General features: G+C 45.5%; 22 protein-coding genes and 2 riboswitches. Of the genes, 15 read left to right on the top strand and 7 right to left on the bottom strand.

Annotated elements, in window-relative coordinates; translation table 11 throughout:
- The first annotated feature begins 8 nt into the window (after positions 1–8).
- The 6 genes from ade to AR1Y2_RS16485 all read left to right on the top strand — a co-directional run bounded on the left by ade (position 9) and on the right by AR1Y2_RS16485 (position 4882).
- Entirely contained in the window at positions 9–1676 is a 1668-nt protein-coding gene (ade, locus tag AR1Y2_RS16505; RefSeq protein ID WP_137329948.1) for an adenine deaminase, read from the top strand.
- Position 1677: 1 nt separating this feature from the next.
- Positions 1678–2541: a polysaccharide deacetylase family protein gene (locus AR1Y2_RS16500; RefSeq protein WP_137329947.1), complete on the top strand. Its 864-nt coding sequence runs from the start codon at positions 1678–1680 to the stop codon at positions 2539–2541.
- A 152-nt stretch (positions 2542–2693) separates the two neighbouring features.
- A complete protein-coding gene (locus AR1Y2_RS17915) occupies positions 2694–2831 on the top strand; it encodes a hypothetical protein (RefSeq protein ID WP_175403681.1) in 138 nt (45 codons plus the stop codon).
- A 167-nt stretch (positions 2832–2998) separates the two neighbouring features.
- Positions 2999–3322 (top strand): DUF4231 domain-containing protein, encoded by a 324-nt coding sequence (locus AR1Y2_RS16495; protein ID WP_137329946.1) that lies wholly within the window; start codon positions 2999–3001, stop codon positions 3320–3322.
- Positions 3319–3846 carry an N-acetylmuramoyl-L-alanine amidase gene (locus AR1Y2_RS16490; protein WP_137329945.1) on the top strand — a complete coding sequence of 176 codons (528 nt, stop codon included), beginning with the start codon at positions 3319–3321 and terminating at the stop codon, positions 3844–3846. The genes AR1Y2_RS16495 and AR1Y2_RS16490 overlap by 4 nt, the downstream gene beginning before the upstream one ends.
- Before the next feature lie 175 nt (positions 3847–4021).
- The gene (locus AR1Y2_RS16485) at positions 4022–4882 is read left to right on the top strand and encodes an AraC family transcriptional regulator (protein ID WP_137329944.1); all 861 of its coding nucleotides are present in this window, start codon (positions 4022–4024) and stop codon (positions 4880–4882) included.
- A gap of 82 nt (positions 4883–4964) precedes the next feature.
- Here the strand turns inward: AR1Y2_RS16485 and AR1Y2_RS16480 are convergent, their stop codons facing one another.
- Positions 4965–6008, bottom strand: coding sequence for a ribonucleotide-diphosphate reductase subunit beta (locus tag AR1Y2_RS16480; RefSeq protein WP_137329943.1), 1044 nt, complete (start codon positions 6006–6008; stop codon positions 4965–4967).
- A 21-nt stretch (positions 6009–6029) separates the two neighbouring features.
- Positions 6030–8228: a ribonucleoside-diphosphate reductase subunit alpha gene (locus AR1Y2_RS16475; RefSeq protein WP_243118915.1), complete on the bottom strand. Its 2199-nt coding sequence runs from the start codon at positions 8226–8228 to the stop codon at positions 6030–6032.
- Positions 8229–8654: 426 nt separating this feature from the next.
- Between AR1Y2_RS16475 and AR1Y2_RS16465 the strand changes: the two genes are divergently transcribed.
- The 8 genes from AR1Y2_RS16465 (at position 8655) to AR1Y2_RS16430 (ending at position 15572) form a co-directional block, all read left to right on the top strand.
- On the top strand, positions 8655–10211 hold the full coding sequence (locus AR1Y2_RS16465) for an alpha-glucoside-specific PTS transporter subunit IIBC (protein ID WP_137329941.1): 1557 nt from the start codon (positions 8655–8657) through the stop codon (positions 10209–10211).
- Between the two features lie 28 nt (positions 10212–10239).
- Positions 10240–10722, top strand: a complete 483-nt coding sequence (locus AR1Y2_RS16460) for a hypothetical protein (RefSeq protein ID WP_137329940.1) — start codon at positions 10240–10242, stop codon at positions 10720–10722.
- Positions 10723–11015: 293 nt separating this feature from the next.
- Complete coding sequence (locus AR1Y2_RS16455) at positions 11016–12350, top strand: 6-phospho-alpha-glucosidase (RefSeq protein WP_137329939.1); 1335 nt, start codon at positions 11016–11018, stop codon at positions 12348–12350.
- Between the two features lie 19 nt (positions 12351–12369).
- Positions 12370–12855 (top strand): PTS sugar transporter subunit IIA, encoded by a 486-nt coding sequence (locus AR1Y2_RS16450; RefSeq protein WP_137329938.1) that lies wholly within the window; start codon positions 12370–12372, stop codon positions 12853–12855.
- A gap of 139 nt (positions 12856–12994) precedes the next feature.
- Entirely contained in the window at positions 12995–13792 is a 798-nt protein-coding gene (locus AR1Y2_RS16445; protein ID WP_137329937.1) for a MurR/RpiR family transcriptional regulator, read from the top strand.
- The gene (locus tag AR1Y2_RS16440) at positions 13758–14519 is read left to right on the top strand and encodes a MurR/RpiR family transcriptional regulator (RefSeq protein WP_137329936.1); all 762 of its coding nucleotides are present in this window, start codon (positions 13758–13760) and stop codon (positions 14517–14519) included. Before AR1Y2_RS16445 ends, AR1Y2_RS16440 begins: the two co-directional genes overlap by 35 nt.
- A 53-nt stretch (positions 14520–14572) precedes the next feature.
- The gene (locus AR1Y2_RS16435) at positions 14573–15343 is read left to right on the top strand and encodes a DeoR/GlpR family DNA-binding transcription regulator (RefSeq protein ID WP_137329935.1); all 771 of its coding nucleotides are present in this window, start codon (positions 14573–14575) and stop codon (positions 15341–15343) included.
- A 40-nt stretch (positions 15344–15383) separates the two neighbouring features.
- Positions 15384–15572, top strand: a complete 189-nt coding sequence (locus AR1Y2_RS16430) for a hypothetical protein (protein WP_137329934.1) — start codon at positions 15384–15386, stop codon at positions 15570–15572.
- A 21-nt stretch (positions 15573–15593) separates the two neighbouring features.
- Here the strand turns inward: AR1Y2_RS16430 and AR1Y2_RS16425 are convergent, their stop codons facing one another.
- From AR1Y2_RS16425 to pflA, 5 genes are all read right to left on the bottom strand, one after another.
- Positions 15594–16022, bottom strand: coding sequence for a GNAT family N-acetyltransferase (locus AR1Y2_RS16425; protein WP_137329933.1), 429 nt, complete (start codon positions 16020–16022; stop codon positions 15594–15596).
- Positions 16023–16202: 180 nt separating this feature from the next.
- Entirely contained in the window at positions 16203–17738 is a 1536-nt protein-coding gene (locus tag AR1Y2_RS16420; protein WP_137329932.1) for an ABC-F family ATP-binding cassette domain-containing protein, read from the bottom strand.
- A 454-nt stretch (positions 17739–18192) separates the two neighbouring features.
- Positions 18193–18828: a CatA-like O-acetyltransferase gene (locus AR1Y2_RS16415; RefSeq protein ID WP_137329931.1), complete on the bottom strand. Its 636-nt coding sequence runs from the start codon at positions 18826–18828 to the stop codon at positions 18193–18195.
- Between the two features lie 65 nt (positions 18829–18893).
- Positions 18894–18991, bottom strand: a riboswitch (purine riboswitch).
- 31 nt (positions 18992–19022) lie between these two features.
- On the bottom strand, positions 19023–21254 hold the full coding sequence (gene pflB, locus AR1Y2_RS16410) for a formate C-acetyltransferase (protein WP_137329930.1): 2232 nt from the start codon (positions 21252–21254) through the stop codon (positions 19023–19025).
- Positions 21248–21973 carry a pyruvate formate-lyase-activating protein gene (gene pflA / locus AR1Y2_RS16405; RefSeq protein WP_137329929.1) on the bottom strand — a complete coding sequence of 242 codons (726 nt, stop codon included), beginning with the start codon at positions 21971–21973 and terminating at the stop codon, positions 21248–21250. Before pflA ends, pflB begins: the two co-directional genes overlap by 7 nt.
- Positions 21974–22094: 121 nt before the next feature.
- A riboswitch (ZMP/ZTP riboswitch) is annotated at positions 22095–22179 on the bottom strand.
- 167 nt (positions 22180–22346) lie between these two features.
- Here pflA and spoIIR point away from each other — a divergent pair.
- The gene (gene spoIIR, locus AR1Y2_RS16400) at positions 22347–22949 is read left to right on the top strand and encodes a stage II sporulation protein R (protein ID WP_137329928.1); all 603 of its coding nucleotides are present in this window, start codon (positions 22347–22349) and stop codon (positions 22947–22949) included.
- Positions 22950–23164: the final 215 nt, after the last annotated feature.

Below are 23164 nucleotides of genomic sequence, written 5' to 3'. Positions count from 1 at the left end.
ACGGTGTCATGACATACGATCTGGTATTTAAAAATGGAACAATTGTAGACGTCAAAAAAAAGACTTGCTTTCAGGCAGATCTGGCCGTATCAGATGGGAAGATCGCCGCAGTCGGGGATTTCACCGGAGAAAAGGAGATCGACTGCACGGCAAAAGTGCTATGCCCGGGATTTATCGATGCCCATGTGCACATAGAGTCCAGCATGGCGGCACCGTGTGAGTTTGCCAATGCAATCCTTCCCCACGGGACGACAACCGTGATCGCAGATCCACATGAGATGGTCAATGTCAGCGGAAATGAAGCTGTGAGATATCTTCTGGGTGCCACCGAAAATCTTCCCGTTTCGGTCTATGTGATGCTTCCGTCATCAATTCCTTCCACTCCGTTTGAAACTAATGGGGCAGATTTCACGTCTAAAGATATGGAGACGTGGATTGGACATCCAAGAGTGCTCGGCCTGGGAGAGGTCATGTGTTATCCGGATGTCCTGGCTGGAAGTAAGGAGATCATGGATAAGATCGCTCTCTGTAAGGATAAGGTCATAGACGGCCATGCACCGGGACTGACAGGTGAAGATCTGAGAAGGTATATAGAAGCGGGAGTCATGACAGACCACGAATGTACATCATTTGCGGAGGCAGAAGAAAAATGGAAAGCCGGCATGAAGATTCTGATCAGAGAGGGCAGTGCGGCCAGAAATGTGGAGGCCATTGTGACGGGCTTGGTTGAAAAAGGTCTCAGCACAGAAGAATTCCTCTTTTGTACGGACGACAAGCATCTGGACACCATTGAGCAGGAAGGCCATATCAGCTTTAATGTGAAGAAAAGCATCCGGCTGGGCCTGAAGCCAGAGGAGGCCATAGCTATGGCAACCTGGAATACTGCACAGACCTACGGACTCCAAAACATCGGATGCCTGGAAAAGGGGTATGACGCTGATATCGTCGCATTAGATTCCCTGGAGGATTTCAACGTTCTCCAGGTCTATAAAAAAGGTGTCTCTTCACAGGAGATGCTTTCAGAGGGGAAAGAAGCGGATACGGATTACGGGGCCATGCTTCACACAGTGAATGTAAAGCCGTTTCAAAAGAATCAGCTTTTGCTGCGCACACAGGGGAAGGTACCTGTCATAGGGCTGGTACCGGGACAGATTATTACAAAGTATCTGATGGAACAGGTTCCGTCAGAGAATGGGCTGTTTCAGCCAGATTCTGTGTATTCTAAGCTGTGCGTGTTTGAACGCCACCGGGGAACCGGGAATATTACAGCTGCACCGTTAAAAGGATACGGTATCACTGGAGGAGCCATTGCCACCTCGGTAGCCCACGACTCGCACAATATCATAGCGGCGGGAGACAGTGATGAGGATATCATCAAAGCAGTGGAAATCATTCAGGATATGCAGGGGGGCTATGCGCTGGTGAGAAATGGTGAAGAGGCGGGAAGGCTTCCGCTTCCCATTGCAGGACTTATGAGCACATGGCCGGCAAAAAGAATACAGGAGCGGATTGACGCTATGGTACAGACAGCAAGAATGATGAACATATCAGAGGATTGTGATCCGTTTATTACACTGTCCTTTATGGCGCTTCCGGTGATTCCGGAACTCCGCCTTACGGACAAAGGGTTAGTCGATGTAAGTAACTATCAGATCATAAAGGACAAAGGAGAATAGAATGAGCAGAAGAAGGAGAACAAGAAGGAGATGGAATAAAGCCGGAATCGCTGTATGGATTGCTTTGGCAGTAGTAATCGCTGCGGGAGGCCTCTGGTTTATCCGCTCTGGAAAGACAAATTACACAAGTGTAAATGACGGAATCGGGGAGATGACAGCTAAGGCTAATGAAGGCCTGATGGATAAGGGTACAGGAGAAGAATTAAAAGAATCTCTGTATGTGCCTAGAAAAATTGACAAGGCGAAAAAGCTGATCGCTTTTTCTTTCGATGACGGACCGGCCAGGGAAAACACAGACAGGATCGTTAAAGCTTTGGATAAAAACGATGCCAGGGCAACTTTCTTCATGCTGGGGCAGAATGCAAAGCTATACCCAGAACTGGTGAAAGAAGTCATGGATTCCGGAAATGAAGTGGCAGGACATTCATGGAACCATCCTCAGCTTACGAGGATCGGAGCTTCTGGGGTTCAGCTCCAGATGGAGAAGATGAACGGCGCCATTTCTAAGGTGACTGGATCCGATGTGGGACTGCTACGGCCACCGTATGGTGCCATCAACGATACTGTTAAGGCAACGGTAGACGCGCCTTTGATCTTGTGGAGCATTGACACATTGGATTGGAAAACTTTGAATACCAATGCCACAGTCAACACGATCTTAAAACAGGCCAAGGACGGGGATATTGTCCTGATGCATGATATTCATAAACCTTCTGTGGCGGCAGTGGAAAAGGTCCTGCCTCAGTTAAAAGCGAAAGGATTTGAAGTGTGCACAGTATCTGAACTGCTGGAGGCAAAAGGGATCAAGATAGGCAAGGGAGACGTAGTCATCAGCGCGAACCAGATCAACAAATATAAAAAATAGATTACATAATCAGTGATTCACCTGCTGTAGATGGTGATTCACATTGGAGTCATTGAAATTACCGGATGGAGTTTATATAATAAATGTAACCGGATGGAGCACATCCACGCGGAAGACAGACGGTGATTGCAGACGGCTGCAGGTGATTAGATATGAAGGGCAGAAGCCGGTTTACGGCTTTTGCCCTTGTTTTATTTCCTAGAGGGGCTGGGGAGATGAGGCGGACCCATCTGCTTTGCCCTGTCATGGGATGGAAAGGGGGCGGATATGAGTTTTGCTTTGGACAATGATATGGATTACATTCATTATTCAAGGGAGAGTATGGGAGAAAGCCATGCAGGTGCCAGATTTTATCATCTAGCCTGCGGGTATGCAAAATCTGCGGAATCGTGCAGAATCAGGTATTATCTGCTGTCAGGCATCTCCATCTGTCTGCCGCCTCTGATCCTGGTGGCCAATGCGTTCGGCGAGCTCATTTGGAAGGGACAGTATCCTGCATATGGCCGTGGCCGTGCTCTCAGGTCTGGCAACCATCGTGGGAGGTTTCCTCGCACTGGGAAAGTACCATGAAAACTGGATCAGCCGCAGAAGGTGTGTGGAGCTTCTGAAAGCAGAGGGAAACAAATACATAAACCATGTAGTCCCTTACAATGTAAAGAACCGGGATAACTTGTTTGTCCTGAACATGGAGAACATTGTCCTGAATGAGAACAAGACATGGACCAAAGGAGAGAACGGTCCGCAGGAGGAACAGAGAGAAAAAAAGGAGGATACAGAATGAAAAAAGCAGTGATTTCAGTGGGACACAGTATCTTAAAAAACGGCATGTGTACATCGGCCAGCGGCGTTGTCAATGAGTACCAGTACAACAAAAAGCTTGCACCTCTTGTGAAAGATTATCTGGAAAAGAACGGATGGACTGTAGATGTGATCGTATGTCCAGAAAAGAAATTTGCATCAAAGACAGAAGAGAAGTCTTATAAACTGCCATTGATCAATCAAGGTGGATATGACCTGGCAGTGGAACTGCATTTAAACGCCAGCGACGGGGCCGGACACGGTGCGGAAGTCTACTATAAGACAGAGACGGGGAAGGCATATGCGCAGAGAGTGCAGAAGAAACTGGCCACGGTGTTCCGGGACAGAGGCGCCAAAAAGGACGACCATCTGTATTTTCTGAATGGTACAAAACCGGCTGCTATCCTTGTGGAAAGCTTTTTCTGCGACAATAAGTCTGATTGTGAATGTGGAAAAGATATAAAAAAAGTGGCACAATTAATTGCGGACGGTATCGCCGGAAAATGAGTGTAACTTTCTATGGAAGTATTTACCCCCTGCCACAAAACCATTGATAATACAGACAGTTCTGTTAATATGAAAGAGAACTGTGTCGTACCGGAAGCTTCTCTTTTCAGTGCATAGAATGAGAGGAAAGTTTCACGGTGCAGGTGTATTCTTTTATTGCAGGAAGGAGATAGAAATGGAGTGGATTAAGAGACTGAACCAGGCGGTATCCTATATTGAGGAGCATTTATCGGAGGAGATAGACTATGAGGAACTTGCTAAGATCGCATGTTGTTCCACCTATCACTTTCAGAGAATGTTTTCCTACATTGCAGACGTGCCGCTTTCAGAGTATATCCGCAGGAGGCGGATGTCCATGGCAGCGGCGGATTTAAGCGGCGGAAAAGAAAAAGTCGTGGATATAGCCTTAAAGTACGGCTATGACTCACCCACAGCTTTTAACCGGGCGTTTCAGAGTATTCATCACGTTGCGCCTTCGGCGGCGAGAAAAAGCGGAATTATCTTAAAATCCTATCCTCCTATCAGTTTTCAGATCACAATAAAAGGAGATGTAGAGATGAATTACAGAATTGAGACAAAAGAAAGCTTTCGTATTATCGGAGTGTCAGCGCCGATGGACAAAGATGTGGAAAAAAACTTTCAGATAGTGCCGGGGCTGTGGACAAAAGCTGCGGCAGACGGAACCGTACAGAAACTGGTCTCCAAGATCGGAAAAGAACCGCAGGGGATCCTAGGGGTCAGCGCATGTGTGGGCAGCCTGGAGGATTGGAAATATCTCATAGCGGTTTCCAGTGAGGATCCGTTGGAAGAGGGATGGGACGAGTACACGGTGCCTGCAGCCACATGGGCTATATTTAAAGGGAAGGGCAGTATGCCAGGATCTATCCAGCAGCTGGAAAAAAGGATCGGCACTGAGTGGCTTCCCAACTCTGGATATGAATTCGGAGAGGCGCCTGACATTGAATTGTATCTGAACGCAGACCCTGAAAATGCAGAGTATGAGGTCTGGGTACCGGTAAAAAAGAAAAGTGAATAAGCAGTAAAAAGCCAGAAATCCGGAGAAAGATCAAAGACGATTCTTTCCCCGGATTTTTGTGATTGCAAAGATCTTAAACATATTAAAGGTCATCGATCAAAGCGGTGCTTTTTGCATATGCGGTACTCTTTGCCTCAAAAAAGTCGGTCTTAATCATGTTGGCATTGGAAAACTGGCTCACCCAGGACATAGATTCCGGTTCTTTTTCCCTGCCTGGATAAACAGGAGCAAAGCCGAGATTCTGGCACCTTAAGTTTCCAAGATACTGAATATATTCTGTCACCATTTCTTTTGAGAGCCCCTTAATGTCATTGCCGATCACATAGTGACCCCAGCGGATTTCCTGCTCACAGCCCTTTTTGATCATTTGGCGGTAAACCTTTATATGGCCGTCGTCAAATAAAGAGGGCTCTTCTTTTTTCAGTTCCAGCAGGATATTTTTAAACAGCCATAAATGGGTGTTCTCATCCCGGTTGATATACCGGATTTCCTGCACTGAACCAGGCATGCGGTGGTTCCTTCCCAGGTTATAAAAAAACATAAAGCCGCTGTAAAAATAAATTCCTTCCAGGATATAGTTGGCGATCAATGTCTTGACAAAGGACTCAGCATTTTTATATTCCTGAAATTCATTATAAAGATCTCCGATAAACTGGTTTCTCTCAAGCAGGTAAGGATCCTCCTTCCATTGGTACAGGACATGATCCCTCTCCTGAGGTTCACAGATTGTATCCAGCATATAGCTGTAACTCTGGCTGTGCACGGCCTCCTGAAATGTCTGGATAGATAAACATAGGTTTACCTCATTGGCGGTGATATATCCGCTGACGTTGGGAAGGTTGGCGGTCTGGATACTGTCTAAAAAAATGAGGAACGATAGGATTTTGTCATAGGCACGGCGTTCCGGTGCCGGAAGCTGTTTATAATCCTTCATGTCAGATCCCAGGTTGATTTCCTCAGGGATCCAGAAATTATTCATGGCCTGGCGGTACCAGCTGCTGACCCATGTATACTTCATATGGTTGAAATCATTCAGATTGGTTGTATTGCCGTTGATCATCCGGCGTTTTAAAACGTCGGTGTCCCCCTGGGGATTAAACAAAGGTCTTTTCATAAGTTCTGCCATTTCTTTTCTCTCTTTCTATGCTCATGAAGAACAAACTTCACAATCTTCCACCTCCAGGCTTTTGGAGCGCATGTAATAAATCGTCTTTACCCCCTGTTCCCAGGCCAGAATGTAAAGGTCCAGAACCTTACGGAAGGTGTATTCATTTGTTATATATAGATTCATACTCTGGGCCTGGTCAATGTGTCTTTGGCGGACTCCACACGCGCGCACCGTCCATGTCTGGTCGATATAATGGGCGTTTTTATAATACCAAAAGGTATCCATGGAAAGTTCAGGGGCCACTCTTGGGACAAGGCCGTATTTTTTTTCCTCTAAAAAGTACCGATTCATGACAGGATCCAGACCTGCTGTGGTTCCCGCAATGATACTTGTGCTGCTGGTAGGAGCTGCAGCAAGCAGATAACCGTTTCGCAGGCCGTGTTCCTGGATGCGGTCTTGAAGCTCTTTCCAGCGTCCGTTTACTAGATTTCTCTTTGAAAAATAAGCGCCTGTCTGCCAGTCACTTCCCTGATAGTACGGATAGCTTCCTTTTTCCTGCGCGATCCGGCTGCTGGCCTCCAGGGCGGCATAGTGGATATCGGAGAACACCTTTTCCGCAAATGTAAGATGGTCCTCGCTCTCCCACTGGATTTTATGTTTTGCCAGCATATGGTGGTATCCGCTGACACCCAGTCCCACGGGACGGTATCTTTTGCTGTTGATCTCAGCAAAAGGAACCGGAAAATAATTCAGGTCAATGACATTGTCAAGGGCCCTGACAGCGCTCTCAGTCACGTATGCCAGCTTGTCATAGTCCGTGACAGGCAGGTTGCCAAGTGAAAGGCTCGCCAGATTACACACCACAAAGTCACCGGGCTTGGTGACAGTCACTACGACCTCCTCGCCGTCAATGATCTGGATTTTCTGCTCCGTCTGTTCTGAGGCACTCATGTTCTGGGCAATCTCGGTACATAGATTGCTGCAGTAAATGATGCCTTTATGCTGGTTGGGATTTGCGCGGTTTACATGGTCTCTGTTGAAGGTAAACGGAGTCCCGGTTTCCGCGGCACTTTTTATGATCATACGGACGATCTCTTTTATAGGAATTACACGTTTTTTAATCCGTTCATCCCGGACACAGTCCAAATATTTTTCCGTCCATTCACTGCCCCAGCAATCTTCCAGAGAATATCCTTTTACGGTGAGGATCTCATGGGGACACATTAAATACCAATCTCCTTCTATATTATCCCGTGCCTGTTCCCAGAAATAATCGGGATAACACACTGCGGGGAAGACGTCATGTGCCTTCATGCGCTCATCTCCGTTGTTTGTTCTGAGATTTAAGAATTCCGGAAGATCCCTGTGCCACACATCAAGATAGACGGCCACGGCGCCCTGGCGCATTCCAAGCTGGTCCACCGCGACAGCAGTATCGTTTGCCAGACGGATCCAGCGGATCACACCTCCGGCGGCTCCCTGAAAGCCCCGGATAGAGCTTCCGCTGGCCCGTACCTTGCCGAAATAAAGCCCCATGCCGCCTCCGAACTTGCTGACTTTGGCAAAGCTGTCGATGCTTTTGTAGATGCCGTCCAGGCTGTCCGGCACAGTGTCAATGAAGCAGGAAGAGAGCTGATGATACGGTTTTCTGGCATTTGACAGGGTCGGTGTGGCCATGGTGACTTGTAAAAGACTCAGCATGTCATAAAAACGTTTCACCCAATGGGATCGATCCTTTGTCTCCTTCATAGCCAGGTGCATGGCAATTCCCATAAACATTTCCTGGGGTGTCTCCAGAGGGTTCCCCTGATGGTCACGTATTACGTACCGGTTAAGCAAAAGCTCCAGGCCTGAGTACTGAAACAGGTCATCTCTCTCGGGCCGGATCCAGGAAGAAAACAACTGGATATCTTCCTTAGAATAATGGCCTAAAATATACTCTCCGTATAAGTTTTGTTCCGTTAAAAATAAGATCTTTTCATAGAAGCTGTGAATGTGATACTCTTCCAAATGAATTTGAACCTGAAGTTCAAATTCAAGCATCTTGATCCGTGCCGCAATGTTCTCCCATTTGGGGGCTTCCTGGGAAGTGAGCTCTGCCGCGGCCTTCACAAGAAGCAGGAGTTTTTCCTGATCCCTGGTGCCTTGCTTTAGAAAGCTCTGGAATTTTTCATATAAAAGTTTAAGGCTGTATTCTTCCTGTGGGAACTCTTTTTGTATGGATGTAAGAAGTTCCATAACAGAAATTTCTTGTGAACGAAAGGCTCCGGATATCTTTTTTGTGAAATAGAAGGTGCCGTTAAGGTCCTTGGAAGTTTTCTTGTTTTTCATATTCATTGTTTCCCTTTCAACTATATGTAGGATGATAAAGCTATCTTAACACAAGATATTGAACTTGACAACGGAAATCAAGAATAAATCATATCGAAATAGAGACGGAAAAATATACCTCCTGGGAAATTTCACAGGAATTGTGCAGCTTCCTTGTTTGATAACCCCTCTCCCTAAAGTCTTTGTATATATTGATTACATTTTCAAGGTCTGTTAGGATGAATTTGTTGAAAATAACAACACAGCAAAAACAGCAGATTCCGGCTGATGTGTTGTGCTCAAAACCTTGGCGCCGGGCTTTGAGGTCAGTTGACAAAGAAAGGATGAAAAATTATGATGCAGAAAATTCAAAAATTCGGCGGGGCGATGTTTACTCCGGTTCTCTTGTTTGCCTTTGCAGGTATTGTCATAGGGATCGGAACTCTGTTTACCACAGAGACGATCATGGGAAGCCTTGCTGCTCCGTCCAGTATGTGGTACAAGTGCTGGAATGTACTCCTGCAGGGCGGCTGGACCGTCTTTAACCAACTACCACTGTTGTTTGTGGTCGGACTGCCGATCGGAATGGCAAAGAAACAAAATGCCCGGTGCTGCATGGAGGCACTGGTACTCTATCTTACCTTCCACTATTTCCTGAGTACCATTCTCTCTCAATGGGGAGGAGTTTTCGGTGTTGATTTTGCACAGGAAGTTGGCGGCACAAGCGGACTTACAATGATTGCAAACATTAAAACCCTGGATATGGGGATGATGGGCGCCCTTGCGATTGCGGGGATCGTTATTTATTTACATAACCGTTTCTTTGACACGGAACTTCCTGAGTGGCTGGGAACTTTCAGCGGTTCTACTTTTGTGTTCATGGTCGGATTTTTTGTTATGGTTCCGGTAGCAGTGCTTGCAGCATTCTTATGGCCCAAAATACAGCTTGGTATGTTTGCATTCCAGGGATTTGTCAAAGGAGCCGGTGCTCTGGGTATCTGGGTATTCGTTTTCCTTGAGAGGGCATTGATCCCATTTGGCCTGCACCATATTTTATACTCACCGTTCTATTATGATAATGTGGTCGTGCCTGGAGGTCTTTATTCATACTGGGCAACCAAACTGCCAGAGATTGCAGCATCAACTGCATCTTTAAAATCACTCGTGCCAGTAGCTGGATTTACATCTACAGGTTTTTCAAAGATTTTCGGATGTCCGGGAATTGCGCTGGCCTTCTACTCAACAGCAAAGAAAGAAAAGAAAAAGAAAATTTTAGGCTTATTGATTCCGATCACCCTGACTGCTATTTTCTGTGGTGTTACAGAGCCGATTGAGTTTACATTCCTGTTTGTGGCTCCAGTATTGTTCGTTGTTCACGCACTGCTGGCTGCGACCTTGTCAACCACCATGTATCTGGCAGGTATCGTAGGAATCCACTCTGGCGGAGCTATAGAGATGGCATCCCTAAACTGGATTCCACTCATGGGAAATCACTGGAAACAATATTTACTTTTACTTGTTATTGGGCTTGTATTTACTGGAATTTATTTTGTAGTGTTTAAGTTCCTCATCCAGAAGTTTGACTTTAAGACACCGGGACGTGAAGATGACGACGAAATAAAATTTGCGTCCAAAGAAGAGTACCGTGAAAAGAAAGGTTCCAAAGAGGAACAAAAGGTCCAGTTTGCCAATTTGATCTTAGAAGGTCTGGGAGGCAGGGACAACATTGTGGATGTGACAAACTGTGCAACAAGACTCAGGGTCAATGTAAAGGATGAGACTTTATGCAAAGATGACCCATATTTCAAATCCATCGGAGCCCATGGCTGTTCTGTCAACGGAAAGTCATACCAGGTGATCATCGGCCTGAAGGTACCGAGTGTGCGGGATGATTTTGAAAGTTTACTGTAAAACAAAGATTTAGAAAGCAGGGATGAGAATGATGAATGTAAGAACCAGCGGTTTAGACAGGTATTATAATATAGCAAAGGTGCTCCTTTGCCTGACGCCTTTTGTCTGTCTTGCGTATCTGTCTATGGGTGCGGCAAGGACGGGAGGATCCATATCAATGGCCATAGGGGAAGATCCTAAATTGGCTGTTATGTTCCTGGTATCAATGATCAACCCATTTATCGCATACCTTTTGATCTTTATGCAGAAACGGCTTGCCCTGGACGCTGGTTATGCGGCCGTCAACCTGTCCCTGCTGATCGCAGCGCAGATGCTGCTCCAGAACGTATGGTATATTCTCCTTTTGGGATTCCTTCTGTACAAAACGTTAAAGACTTATGGAATCACACTGAGAGAAGCCTTTAAGAAGGAATGGAACAATAAATTTTTGGGAACCGTATCCGGAAGCCTAGTGGTCATGGCGTTAGCAGGTATCTGCCTATTTGCCACAGTTAGGATCGCAATGCATTGATAGAAAGTCCTGCAGAAGAATTCAATTCTGCAGGGCTTTTTTTCGTGAAGGACCATGGAGGTTACCAGACTTTCTCTACGATAGTTATTCTCCATTGTCGGAAGGAGGCCTTTCCAGAGCTGACTGGAGATAATGGAGAATAACTCTTGGGAAAATTCACAGGTTTTGTTCCATGAAACGGAAGCAAAGACCACTCCCTAAACCCTGTAAATGTATTGTCACCGCAGGCTTTCCGGGTGTACTATTTGGTCAGCGAAGAAAACAACAAAGCAAAAGCTAGGAGGATGTTGATTATGGAAAAGCAGAAATATGCAGTTACAGTGGCAGGCGGGGGAAGTACTTTCACACCGGGGATCGCACTGATGCTCTTAGAGCACATGGACCGTTTCCCGATCAGAAAGATTATGTTTTATGACAACGATGCCGAGAGACAGGAAACAGTGGCAAAGGCATGTGAGATTTACTTAAAAGAGCATGCGCCGGAGATTGAATTCGGATATACGACAGATCCTGAGACAGCGTTTACGGACATTGATTTTGTACTGGCACATATCCGGGTAGGAAAATATGCCATGAGGGAACTGGATGAAAAAATTCCGTTAAAATACGGGGTACTTGGACAGGAAACCTGTGGACCGGGAGGTATTGCTTACGGAATGCGTTCCATCGGAGGAGTGATCGAGATTCTTGACTATATGGAGCAGTATTCACCGGATGCATGGATGCTGAACTATTCAAATCCGGCGGCAATCGTGGCAGAAGCGACCAGAAGGCTGCGTCCGAACTCTAAGATCCTGAATATCTGTGATATGCCGATTGATTTGGAAGAAAAGATGGCGAACATGGTTGGACTTTCCTCCAGAAAAGAAATGCAGGTGGGATATTACGGACTGAATCATTTTGGATGGTGGCATAAGATCTATGATAAGAATGGAAACGACTTAATGCCTCAGATTAAGGAACATATGAAGGCGAATGGTTTTGCGGATGCATTGTCTGACACAAATCAGCATGTGGATGAGAGCTGGGTACATACGTTCCAAAAGGCAAGAGATGTGTATGCAGTAGATCCTGACACAATCCCGAACACTTATCTAAAATATTACCTGTTCCAGGATTATGTAGTGGAAACTTCTAATGCAGAATACACAAGAGCCAATGAGGTCATGGACGGCAGAGAGAAATTTGTCTTTGGAGAGTGCGAACGGATCATTGCAAATGGAACCAGCGAAGGCTGTGCATTTGAGGCAGATGCCCACGCAACCTACATTGTTGATCTTGCATGTGCCATCGCAGAAAATACACAGGAAAGATTCCTTTTGATTGTTCCTAACGAAGGGGCAGTGGAAAACTTTGACCGCACAGCTATGGTTGAGATTCCTTGTATCGTGGGATGCAATGGTTATGAAAAGATCTGTCAGGGAGCAATTCCACAGTTCCAGAAAGGTCTTATGGAGCAGCAGGTCAGCGTAGAAAAACTCACAGTGGAAGCATGGATCGAGGGAAGTTACCAGAAGTTATGGCAGGCACTGACACTGTCAAAAACCGTTCCGAGCGCAAGAATCGCAAAACTGATTCTGGACGATCTGATCGAAGCAAACAAAGACTTCTGGACGGAATTGAAATAAAAATAAATGGAGGTATGGGATGTTCGGATTTTTGAAAGGTAAAAAGAAAGGGGATAAAGTCTTTTATTCCATGGTAACAGGAAAGAGCATTGATCTTTCTGAGGTAGATGACGACATGTTCGCAGGCAGAGTATTAGGCGACGGCATCGCTGTGGAGCCGGAGGAAGATACCTTTGTGGCTCCCTGCACGGGAACGGTGACTACAGTGACGGACACAAAACATGCCATAGGACTGGAAAATGAAGACGGTGTTCAGGTTCTGATCCACATCGGGCTGGACACAGTAAAACTGAACGGCAAAGGCTTTGACACTTATGTGGAGGCCGGACAGAAGGTAAAGGCGGGGGATCCGCTGGTGAAAGTGGACCGAAAAATGTTAAAGGAAGAAGGAATTCCGGACGTTTCCATGCTGGTGTTTGTTGAGCCCAACGGGCATAAGCTTTCCAAGTTCTATACAGAGCAGAAGGTGGAAGCAGGAACAAGCGCTCTGGTCGAATATGAATAAAGAAACTTAAATGCAAGGCAGATATCGTTTGGTATCTGCCTTAAGTTATGTCCGTGGACAAAATGGAAAAAATAGAGTAAAATTGGAATCAGATTCAGGAACAGAAAGACGGCGGAAATGATAAAGGGCAGGGGGCTTTATGAAATTAGACGAACTGGTGAACAGCCACTACAGTCAGCTCAACGAGAATGATCTGTACATATGGAACTACATATCCTCACATAGAAAAGAGTGTGAGAAGCTCGCCATAGACCAGCTGGCCTTTAAGTGCAGTGTCTCCAGGACTACAGTTTTGCGGTTTGCCCAGAAGCTGTCCTTAAAAGGCTACGGTGAACTGAAAGTTTTCTTAAAGCTTGACAATCAGGAGGCCAAGGAGAACATTGGCCATGTGGACATGGTGTGCCATTCCTACCAGCAGGTCATTGACAGCATGAAGGACAAAGACTGCACCGAGATCCTAAAGGTATTTGACCGTGCAAGGAATATTTATGTGTACGGAATCGGCATGATCCAGTCATCCATTAAGAAAGAATTAAAGCGTACGTTCATGATGAGCGGGAGGCTGATCTACGACCTGAGCGGATACGAGGAGGCGGAAAAGCTTCTCAGCCTGGTGACCGAGGATGACTTGTTTATCATCATATCTGTCTCCGGAGAAAATGAGTTCATCAACAATTTTACAAGAAATTTAAAGATCCGGGGTGTGCCGGTTTTGTCCATTACCAAGCTCAGGGAAAACACACTGGCCCATATGGCCGACTATGCACTCTATGTGACTGACACAGTGTTTTCGCAGCCGTTCAGCCAGATAGAATACGATTCCCTGACATCATACTTCATTTTAATTGAGATCTTATTTTTAAAATATATGGAGTATCAAACCAAAAAAGAGGAGAAGGCGGATGAGACTGGAGACGCTGATCGAAGAAAACTATGACAAATTAAATGAGAATGATATGAGTATCTGGAACTATATCCTGCGCCATAAGGAGGAATGCCAGACCATGTCCATCCAGGAGCTTGCAAAGCATTGCCATGTGTCCCACACCACGGTTTCCCGCTTTACCCACAAATTAGGAATGGAAGGGTTCGGTGAGCTGAAGATCTTTTTAAAATGGGACAGCAGGGACCAGGAGTCCTTTGATGCCAGGGAGATCGAACGTGTTTACCAGGATTATATTAAGACGCTGGACATGATGATGGACAGGGACTGCTCCGATGTCCTGGAACTGCTGTCAGAGGCCGGACAGATCTACGTTTACGGCAGCGGTGCGGTCCAGAAGAATGCGGCCAGGGAATTAAAAAAGAATCTTCTTTTCCTGGACTATCTGTGCAATCTCATTGAGGGCAGGGAAGAGATCAAGATGGTACTGGAGATCGTGAGAGAAGGGGATGTGTTCTTTTTGTTTTCCCTGTCCGGTGAAAATGCATTTGTCAATGAACTGGCCGGAAGGCTCAGGGCCAAGGGGGTCAGAATCATTTCTGTGACAAAGGTGGGCAATAACGAGCTGTCACGGCTCAGCGATATCAGCCTGCAGTTCTACGCCCATCCGGTTATGAAAGGCAGATATAATTCCGATGTGTATATGACGGCCCAGTTTTTTGTCGTCAACGAATTTCTGCTGCTCAAGGGTCTTGAGTATCAGGAAAACGAAGGCCGGTAGTATGCCGGGCCGGGATATGGTAGAATAAAATAAAAAACAGGTGGAGACAGAGCATGTTTGTAGAAGAAAGACAGCAAAAGATTCTAGAGCTTTTGCATGAAAATCAAAAAGTAAAAGTGAAAGAACTGAGCCAGATGTTTAAAGTGACGGAAGACTGTATCCGAAAAGATCTGGCCAGCATGGAAGGCCGCCATCTTTTAAAACGCGCTTATGGGGGTGCCGTTTTGGCGGAAAGCCAGCATCCGGGGCACACCAATGCGGTTTCTTCCAGAAAAGAAAAAAATCTCAAAGAGAAACAAAGGATCGCAAAAAAGGCGGTAAAGCTCATAAAGGACGGGGATGTAGTGTTTCTGGACACCTCTACGACGAATCTGGAGCTGGCAAGGGAGATCATCAGAACAAAACGGCAGGTCACAGTAGTGAGTTGTATGCTGGATATCGCCAATGTGTTTGCGGCGGGCGGCAGTACTGGTTTTATCCTTTTGGGAGGGGAATTCAACCGCTCCCAGATAGGATTTCTAGGGAACCTGACACTTTCTATGATGGAAAACTTCAGGTTCGATCTTTGTTTTATGGGAGTTGTGGGAGCGGATGTCATGGAAAACGCCATCACAACCTACGTTCCGGAGGACGGGGCCATGAAGCAAAGTGCCATTAGCAAAAGCCGCAGAAGCTACCTGATGATGGAGACAAAGAAGTTTGATTTCCAGGCTAACTATGTATTTGCGGATTTTACTCAGATCGATGGTGTCATCTGTGAAACAGAGCCCTCAGAGCAGGTGAGGGCAGCTCTTAAAGAGTTTGGAACAGAAATCATTGTGTAACATTTTCTATATGATTTTTGAGTAATAGAAGGAGTGAGGTGTGAAGCAGTTTGAAACAAGAACCTATAAAAGATTAGGAGCTTTAACAGGCGGCATAACAGGAGTTATCGCTATGATCTTCTCAGTGTGCATGGGAAGAAATCTGTTGGGTGCTGTTTTACTTATCATCTTCATTTGTGCAGGTACCATCATCGGAAGTCAGGTTGACAAGAAGCATGACGTGCAGTAATTAAATGAAAGCAGGCCCATCTCACAGATCGATTGCCATCCCGCCGCCATATTTCTCATTGGGGAGCCTGGAGAACCCAAGCTTTTCATAAAACATCTCTTTTCCTTTATTTGCATAAAGGCTGCATGTGACAATCGTATGGGGAGAAGATTTCTCCTTTATAAACAGGAGTACATCTTTGATCAGCATTTTTCCGATGCCGTATCCCTGATACTCAGGGTGGACGATGACATCTGTGATATATGCATCGGTTCCATAATCAAAAAGCAGACGGGTCAGGCCGATGCATTTGCTGCCGTCATATGCAGCAGTGATATAGGTGGTATTCTTTAATATGTTTTCAGCCTGAGTTATGCTCAACGGCTGGAAGTCCACCTGTCTGCGGAGGGATAAAAAATCAGAAACGGAAAGTTCCTGAGATATTAAGATGTCGGTTTTATTTATGCACATATAGTCCTCCTCAAACATTGATAAAGTATGACATGTTCCACATGATTTCCGTTCGGTTCTTAGAATGCTGTAGAAAATGGACCTAATGTCTGCTGGATAGGGATGACGGCTAAGCAGAAGGTCCCATTCTACGATGATTTTTTTCTGTTATGCTTATATTACTACATCTCTGCTATAAAGTCATTTTATCATTCCCACACAGATAATACGGTCCGCCCAGTCCCGGTAAAAGGATTCCTCGTGGGATACGAGCAGTACTGTACCCGGAAAGTTTTCCAGGGCAGCCTTCAGGGCCTCCTTTGCCTGCACGTCCAAATGATTTGTGGGCTCATCCATGATCAAAAAGTTGCAGGGTCTCAAGGTCAGCAGGCACAATTTAACCTTGGCCTGTTCGCCGCCGCTTAATGTGCCTATCTCCTGCCTTGCATGCTGGCTGGAGATACCGCACCGGGCCAGATGCTGTCGGACCTTTTTTACCGGAAGGGCGGGATCATGATCTGATACGGTCTGGACCGGTGTCCGGGATGGATCCTGCCAGACTAGGTCCTGTTCAAAGTATCCTAAAGTGACCTGTTCTGAAAAAGAAAATGTTCCGTGAAGAGCCTTTATCTGTCCAGTCAGGGTTTTCAGCAGTGTGGATTTTCCGATCCCGTTGAAACCTGTGATCACAAGTTTCTGCCCTCCTTTTACAGCAAATGAAAGACCGGAGAGCAACGGATACTCATAACCCACTGCCATATTTCTGACGGATAAATGATCCGCATTGGTCACGGGCAGAGTGGAGAAGTTAAAATGCGGGCGGGGTGTTGTCAAGGCAGGGTCATCTAATCGGTCGATCCTCTCAAGCTGTTTCTGGCGTCCTTTGGCCATCTTAGATTTCCTTCCCGCAATGTTTCTGCGGATAAAATCTTCTGTTTCTTTGATCCTTTTCTGTTGGGCAGCATAACGGCGGACAGACTCTTCCTGTAAAAATGTTTTCTTCTTTAAGAACTCAGAGTAGGTTCCATAATATTTTGTCAGGCTTTTGTTTTGCAGATCACATATGCGGTTGACGGTCTTCTCCAAAAAGTCATTGTCATGGGAGACCACCATAAAGGCATTGGATAGCCCTGAGAGGTAGTCTGACAGCCATGTCACATGCTCTTTATCTAAGAAGTTGGTGGGCTCATCCAGCAGCAGGACAGAGGGCTTTTCTAATAGAAGCTTCGCAAGGATCACCTTTGCGCGCTGCCCGCCGCTGATCTGTCCAACCTTGCGGTCAAGGCCTAAGGGGAGCAGACCCAGACCGGATGCCACCTGTTCAATCCGGGTGTCAGTCTGGTAAAAATCTCTCGTCTCCAGCTGCTCCTGGTATCGGGCAGCACGGGAGAGAGATTCTTCATCTCCTGAGGCCGCCTGTGCATACAGAAGATTCATCTGTTCTTCCATGGTATACAACTCATGGAAAGCTGATCTCAAAAAGTCTGCAATGGTGATCTCAGACTCCATGTGCGCATACTGGTCCAGGCATCCATAAGAAGCCTTCGGTTGCCAGATGACACGGCCTGAGTCAGGAGTGATCTGTCCGGTACAGATGTTTAAAAGGGTGCTCTTTCCTGCCCCGTTGGGGCCTACAATTCCAACGTGTTCTCCCTTGTTAAGCTGGAATTCTGTATTTTCAAATAATATTTTATCACCAAAGATATGGGATAATTCTTTAATCTCTAATAAACTCATAATCGTATGGTTCCTTTCTGATAAGCGGGTGGCAAGCATTATAATTAATATAAAAAAGGCAGAAGACAAAGATACACACATGGATCTCGCCTTCTGCCGGACATAAAAGTCACTATGTTATAGAAACAACAAAAGGCTGCGGACAAAACATTGTCCGCAGCCTGTATCATGGGGGTCCTCCGGGAAGACGGGTAACAAAATAAGGACTGCTGGTGCAGCCGATCCTTTTGCTTAATCTGTCTCCCGATGAAATCTTAAAGCTTACCGCCGTACTCTGCACAATGTTTCATCGTTCTGAATTGTACAGAGCTGTTTCGCCTTGTAAGCTGGTCTGTCATGTTAACGCCCATGTTATTTCTCCTTTTATCAAAAATTTCAATGCCAAAACTATAGCACGCCCGATTTTCTCTGTCAAGTCTTTACGTCCTTGAATCGCCTATGTCTTAATATTGGGCTATGGCTGACAGATTGCAAGAATATGTTTGTCCAATAATTTATAGAAGTCAGCAATGTGTATCCCATCAACTAGGCCATGATGGCACAGCACAGAGACAGGCATCATCACCTTACCTTCCTGAACAAAATACTTTCCCCATGTGATTCTTGGATTACTATCTGCTGGAATAGGTACAGGCTGAACAAGAGAGGTGTAAGAAATCCAGGGCAACGAGGAAATAAAAATCTTGCCGCATATATCATCATCTTCGTTTATAGTTCTATTCTGCTTTGCGGCCTCCTGTTCCCGGACCGCATAAGGTAGAAACTCTGAAAAAGGGACAGTACTGTCAAGGGTACAATAGCAATAGGTACCGTCCTCTAATGCCAGCGTATGAGATGTTTTGCAGTTATCAAATTCTATGATTTTATGATGGAGTATCCGCTGCCTAAATTCCGGAATACCATTTGCCGCTTTTGAAACGCAGTAGCAGATGGTAAGAAAAAACGGGAGATTTTCTGCTTTTGTCGTATTTAATAAACTTGTAATATCAATGTTTACGGTCAGTCCAACATATGGGTAACTTAAACTGTTAAAATATTCAAAATGCTCTTTTCTCTTGCAATCTTCCATTCTTAAGTATTTGTAATCCATTCAAACCCTTCTTTCTTTTAAGGTACTCTAATATGATGTAACAAAAACTGCCGTAAATAGCTGATGATCATAATTCAATGAATTATAATCAACTATTTACGGCAGTTGGTAGAAACGCTCAACCATATTATGAGCTTATATAATTGCTATATATATCATATATCCCATTAGCCTTATCGTCAATACAGGCAGACTTACATTCCTTCGTGGAAAGTTCTTCTTACGACCTCTTCCTGCTGCTCTCTGGAAAGCTTGTTAAAGTTAACCGCATATCCAGAAACACGGATGGTCAGTGTCGGGTATTTGTCCGGGTTCTCCATGGCATCGATCAATGTCTCACGGTTAAATACATTGACATTCAGGTGATGGGCTCCCTGTACAAAGTATCCGTCCAGGATGTTTGCAAGGTTTTCTTCTCTCTGGTCCTGATCTTTTCCCAAAGCTTCCGGTACGATGGAGAAGGTGTTGGATACACCGTCCTGGCACACGTCGCGATAAGGGATCTTGGCAACAGAGTTTAAGGAAGCCAGGGCACCGCTGTTGTCGCGTCCGTGCATTGGGTTTGCCCCAGGAGCGAGAGGCTCCCCTAATTTTCTTCCGTCTGGTGTAGACCCTGTCTTCTTACCGTACATAACATTGGATGTGATGGTAAGTGCGGACAATGTATGGATCGCATTTCTATAGATTGGGTGTTTCTTTAATTCCTCAGAGAATAAAGTCACAGTATTTACAGCCAGATCATCTGCCCGGTCATCATCGTTTCCGTATTTTGGGAATTCTCCTTCGGTCTCAAAGTCCACAGCCACGCCGTTTTCATTTCGTACTGGCTTCACAGTAGCATATTTGATCGCTGATAAAGAATCCGCTGCGATGGAAAGCCCCGCAACGCCGTATGCAGCGATACGTTCCAGGTTTGTATCGTGCAGTGCAAACTGGCTTGCCTCGTAAGCGTATTTATCGTGCATGTAATGAATGATGTTGACAGTATCTACATACAATTCTGCCACATAGGCCAGAACCTTTTTATAGTTTGTCCAAACCTTGTCATAATCCAGTACGTCATCAGTGATCGGTTCAATTCCAGGGATAACTTCAATGCCTTTCTTCTCGTCGATACCGCCGTTGATAGCGTATAACAGAGATTTGGCAAGGTTGCAGCGAGCACCAAACAGCTGGGTCTGTTTTCCGACCTTCATTGCAGATACACAGCAGGCGATAGCGTAATCGTCTCCGTAGATCGGGCGCATAACGTCGTCGTTTTCGTACTGAATGGAATCTGTATCAATGGAAACCTTGGAGCAGAACTTCTTGAAGTTTGCTGGAAGCTTCTCAGACCAGAGTACGGTCAGGTTTGGCTCCGGTGCGGTTCCCAGGTTGTACAGAGTGTGGAGGTAACGGAAAGAAGTCTTAGTTACCAATGGTTTGCTGTTAATGCCGATGCCGCCGATAGACTCTGTGATCCAGGTAGGATCACCGCCGAACAGCTCATCATATTCCGGCGTTCTTAAATGTCTCACAAGACGCAGCTTGATAATAAACTGGTCAATCAGTTCCTGTGCTTCTTTTTCGGTCAGAACTCCGCTTTCAAGGTCACGCTGGATGTAAATATCAAGGAAGGTAGAGGTACGTCCGAGGGATGTGGCAGCTCCGTTGTTTTCCTTTACACCGGCGAGATAAGCCATGTACAAGGCCTGTACTGCTTCTTTCGCGTTAGATGCAGGCTTGGAGATGTCAACTCCGTAGGACGCAGCCATTTCTTTGATATCCCCTAAAGCGCGGATCTGTTCGGATACTTCTTCTCTTGCGCGGATACGTTCTTCACTCATCGGTCCGTCCAGGGCATCCAGGTCACGTTTCTTTTCTTCCACAAGATAATCAATTCCGTAAAGAGCGACACGGCGGTAGTCGCCGATGACACGTCCGCGTCCGTATGCATCCGGAAGACCAGTTAAAAGTCCTGCAGTCCTTGCAAGTCTTGTGCGCTGCGGATATGCATCAAACACACCTTCATTATGTGTTTTGCGGTATTCATTGAAGTGGCGGTCAATTTCTGGATTCAGCTTATATCCATACTGTTCCAGGGAAGAATGGGCCATCCTTTTTCCGCCGTATAAGTTGACGATACGTTTCAGGGGCGCATCTGTCTGGAGACCGACAATGACTTCATTTTCTTTGTCGATGTATCCAGGGGCAAAGTTTGTAATGCCGGAAATAATGTCAGTTTCCACATCTAAAACGCCGCCTTTTTTTGTCTCCTCTGAGAGCAGTTCTTCGCATTTGTTCCACACTTTTTGAGTTCTATCGGTAACACCTGCCAGGAAGGTGTCATCACCTTCGTACAATGTATAGTTTTTCTGGATAAAATCCCTTACGTTCGTTTCCTTAGTCCATTTTCCTTCTTTAAAGCCGTTCCATTGGTTTAACATTGTTTTCCTCCATATTGATTAAAATAGGTTTCCTGAAAGTGTCTGGTTTGTTCCTTGTCCATTGCCGGAACATTTGAGAGAGGATAAGAAAGATTCATCACCTCATATTTATTGATGCCGAGCAAATGATAGGGAAGCAGTTCTACCTTTTCCACGTTGGGTATTCGGTCTATGTATGCTTTTAATTCCCTCATGTGTTCTTCGCTGTCCGTAAGCCCCGGAACCACTACATGCCGGATCCAGATCTTTGTGCCGTTTCGTTTTAATGCCTCTAAAAATTCATCAAAACGGTCCATAGGCCTTCCGGTCATAGACTCGTATGCCGGTTTTGTTATTTCTTTGAGATCCAGAAGTACAAGATCTGTGTAAGAAAGAATCTCGTCGTAATTTCCCTGTCCAACGCCGGCGGTGTCAATGCATGTATGAATTTCTTCCTGTTTGCAGAGTTTTAATGTTTCCAGTAAAAACTCCGGCTGCATCAGCGGCTCTCCACCCGAAAAGGTTACTCCGCCGTTCTGCTTAAAGTACGGTTTGAAGCGGGAGATCTTTTTGACCAGCGCTTCCGGGGTCAGTTCTTCACCACCTGTAAATTCCCAGGTGTCTGGGTTGTGACAGAACTTACACCGGAGGGCACAGCCCTGAAAAAAGATCACGGTGCGGATGCCGGGGCCATCGACTAATCCCATGGATTCCATGGAATGGATGTGTCCAACAATCATAGGAACCTCCTGTAAAAATGTTGATTGGCTGCCTGGTGTGCATACTGCCTGCAGGGCTTTTTTATTTCATAGGGAGGTTCGCAGAACTTTCCTAATGGAATAAAAAAAGCCGCACGTCCAGGCAAAGTGCCCAGACGGTCGGCTAAAAATTCGTTGTCATACTTCCTGTGGTAAACTCCACTTGTCCGTCAGTCATATGACTTATGACTTTAAAATACTATACCTGACACCAGGATGTCAACCCCGGATTTGAAATTTGGTGTGTTAAATTTTTAGCCAGCTCCATCGTAACGCGGCATTTCCTACTTGTCCACTGGGTATCTGATAAAAGTTTTCATGTTTAAAATTTAGAAAATCCGGGCATGTTCATAGTATGAAGAAAAAATCAAAGATCTGGATGCTGTTCCTGGCCGCTGCCGTGATCCTCGGCGCTGTATGGTCAAAAGGAAAAGATGACAGAGTGAATGAAAATATAAAGCAGAAAGTTGTGCGATTCCATATCCGCGCAAACAGCGACAGCAAAAAAGACCAGGCTGAAAAGCTGCTGGTCCGGGATCAGGTCGTAAAGTATTTAAAGCCGTATATGGAACATGCAAAGACAAAGGAAGAAGCCGAGAAAGTATTGGCCAGCAAGAAACAGGAAATTGCAAAAGTGGCTAAGACTACATTAAAGAAAAACGGAAGGGAGCTCCCGGTGAAAGTGTATATGACCAGAGAAGAATTCCCCCAAAAAGATTACGGAAGCTATGTTTTTCCAAAAGGTACTTACGATGCGCTGAGAATCGATCTTGGAGATGCTGCAGGCCATAACTGGTGGTGCGTGATGTTTCCGGATCTCTGCATTACAAAGGAGAGTGAGGCAGCCAAAGACAAAAAGACCAGAAAAAAACTGGAGCAACAGGTGGGGGAAAAAGGAGTGAAGAAGCTGGAGAAGAAAAAAAAGAAGCTGCCATGGTTTTTGCAGTGGCTGGAGTGATAAGGTAATATTTACTAAATATTCTCACAAAAATTAACTAATCCAATAGTTGAAATTTCTTGTAAGAGTTGGTATAATAAAGTTACAAAAGTTTTAATTTTTTATAACAATACAAGATATTTCCAACATACGACTGACCTATGTGAACGGAAACTTTGACCAATGTTTTAACAATCTTACTGGATGTGGGCGGCGATACGGACCGCTGCCTGTCT

This window comes from Anaerostipes rhamnosivorans (assembly GCF_005280655.1).
Classification (GTDB): Bacteria; Bacillota; Clostridia; order Lachnospirales; family Lachnospiraceae; genus Anaerostipes; species Anaerostipes rhamnosivorans.
Note: the sequence above shows the minus strand (reverse complement) of the source record. Positions and strands in the feature narration are given on the sequence as shown.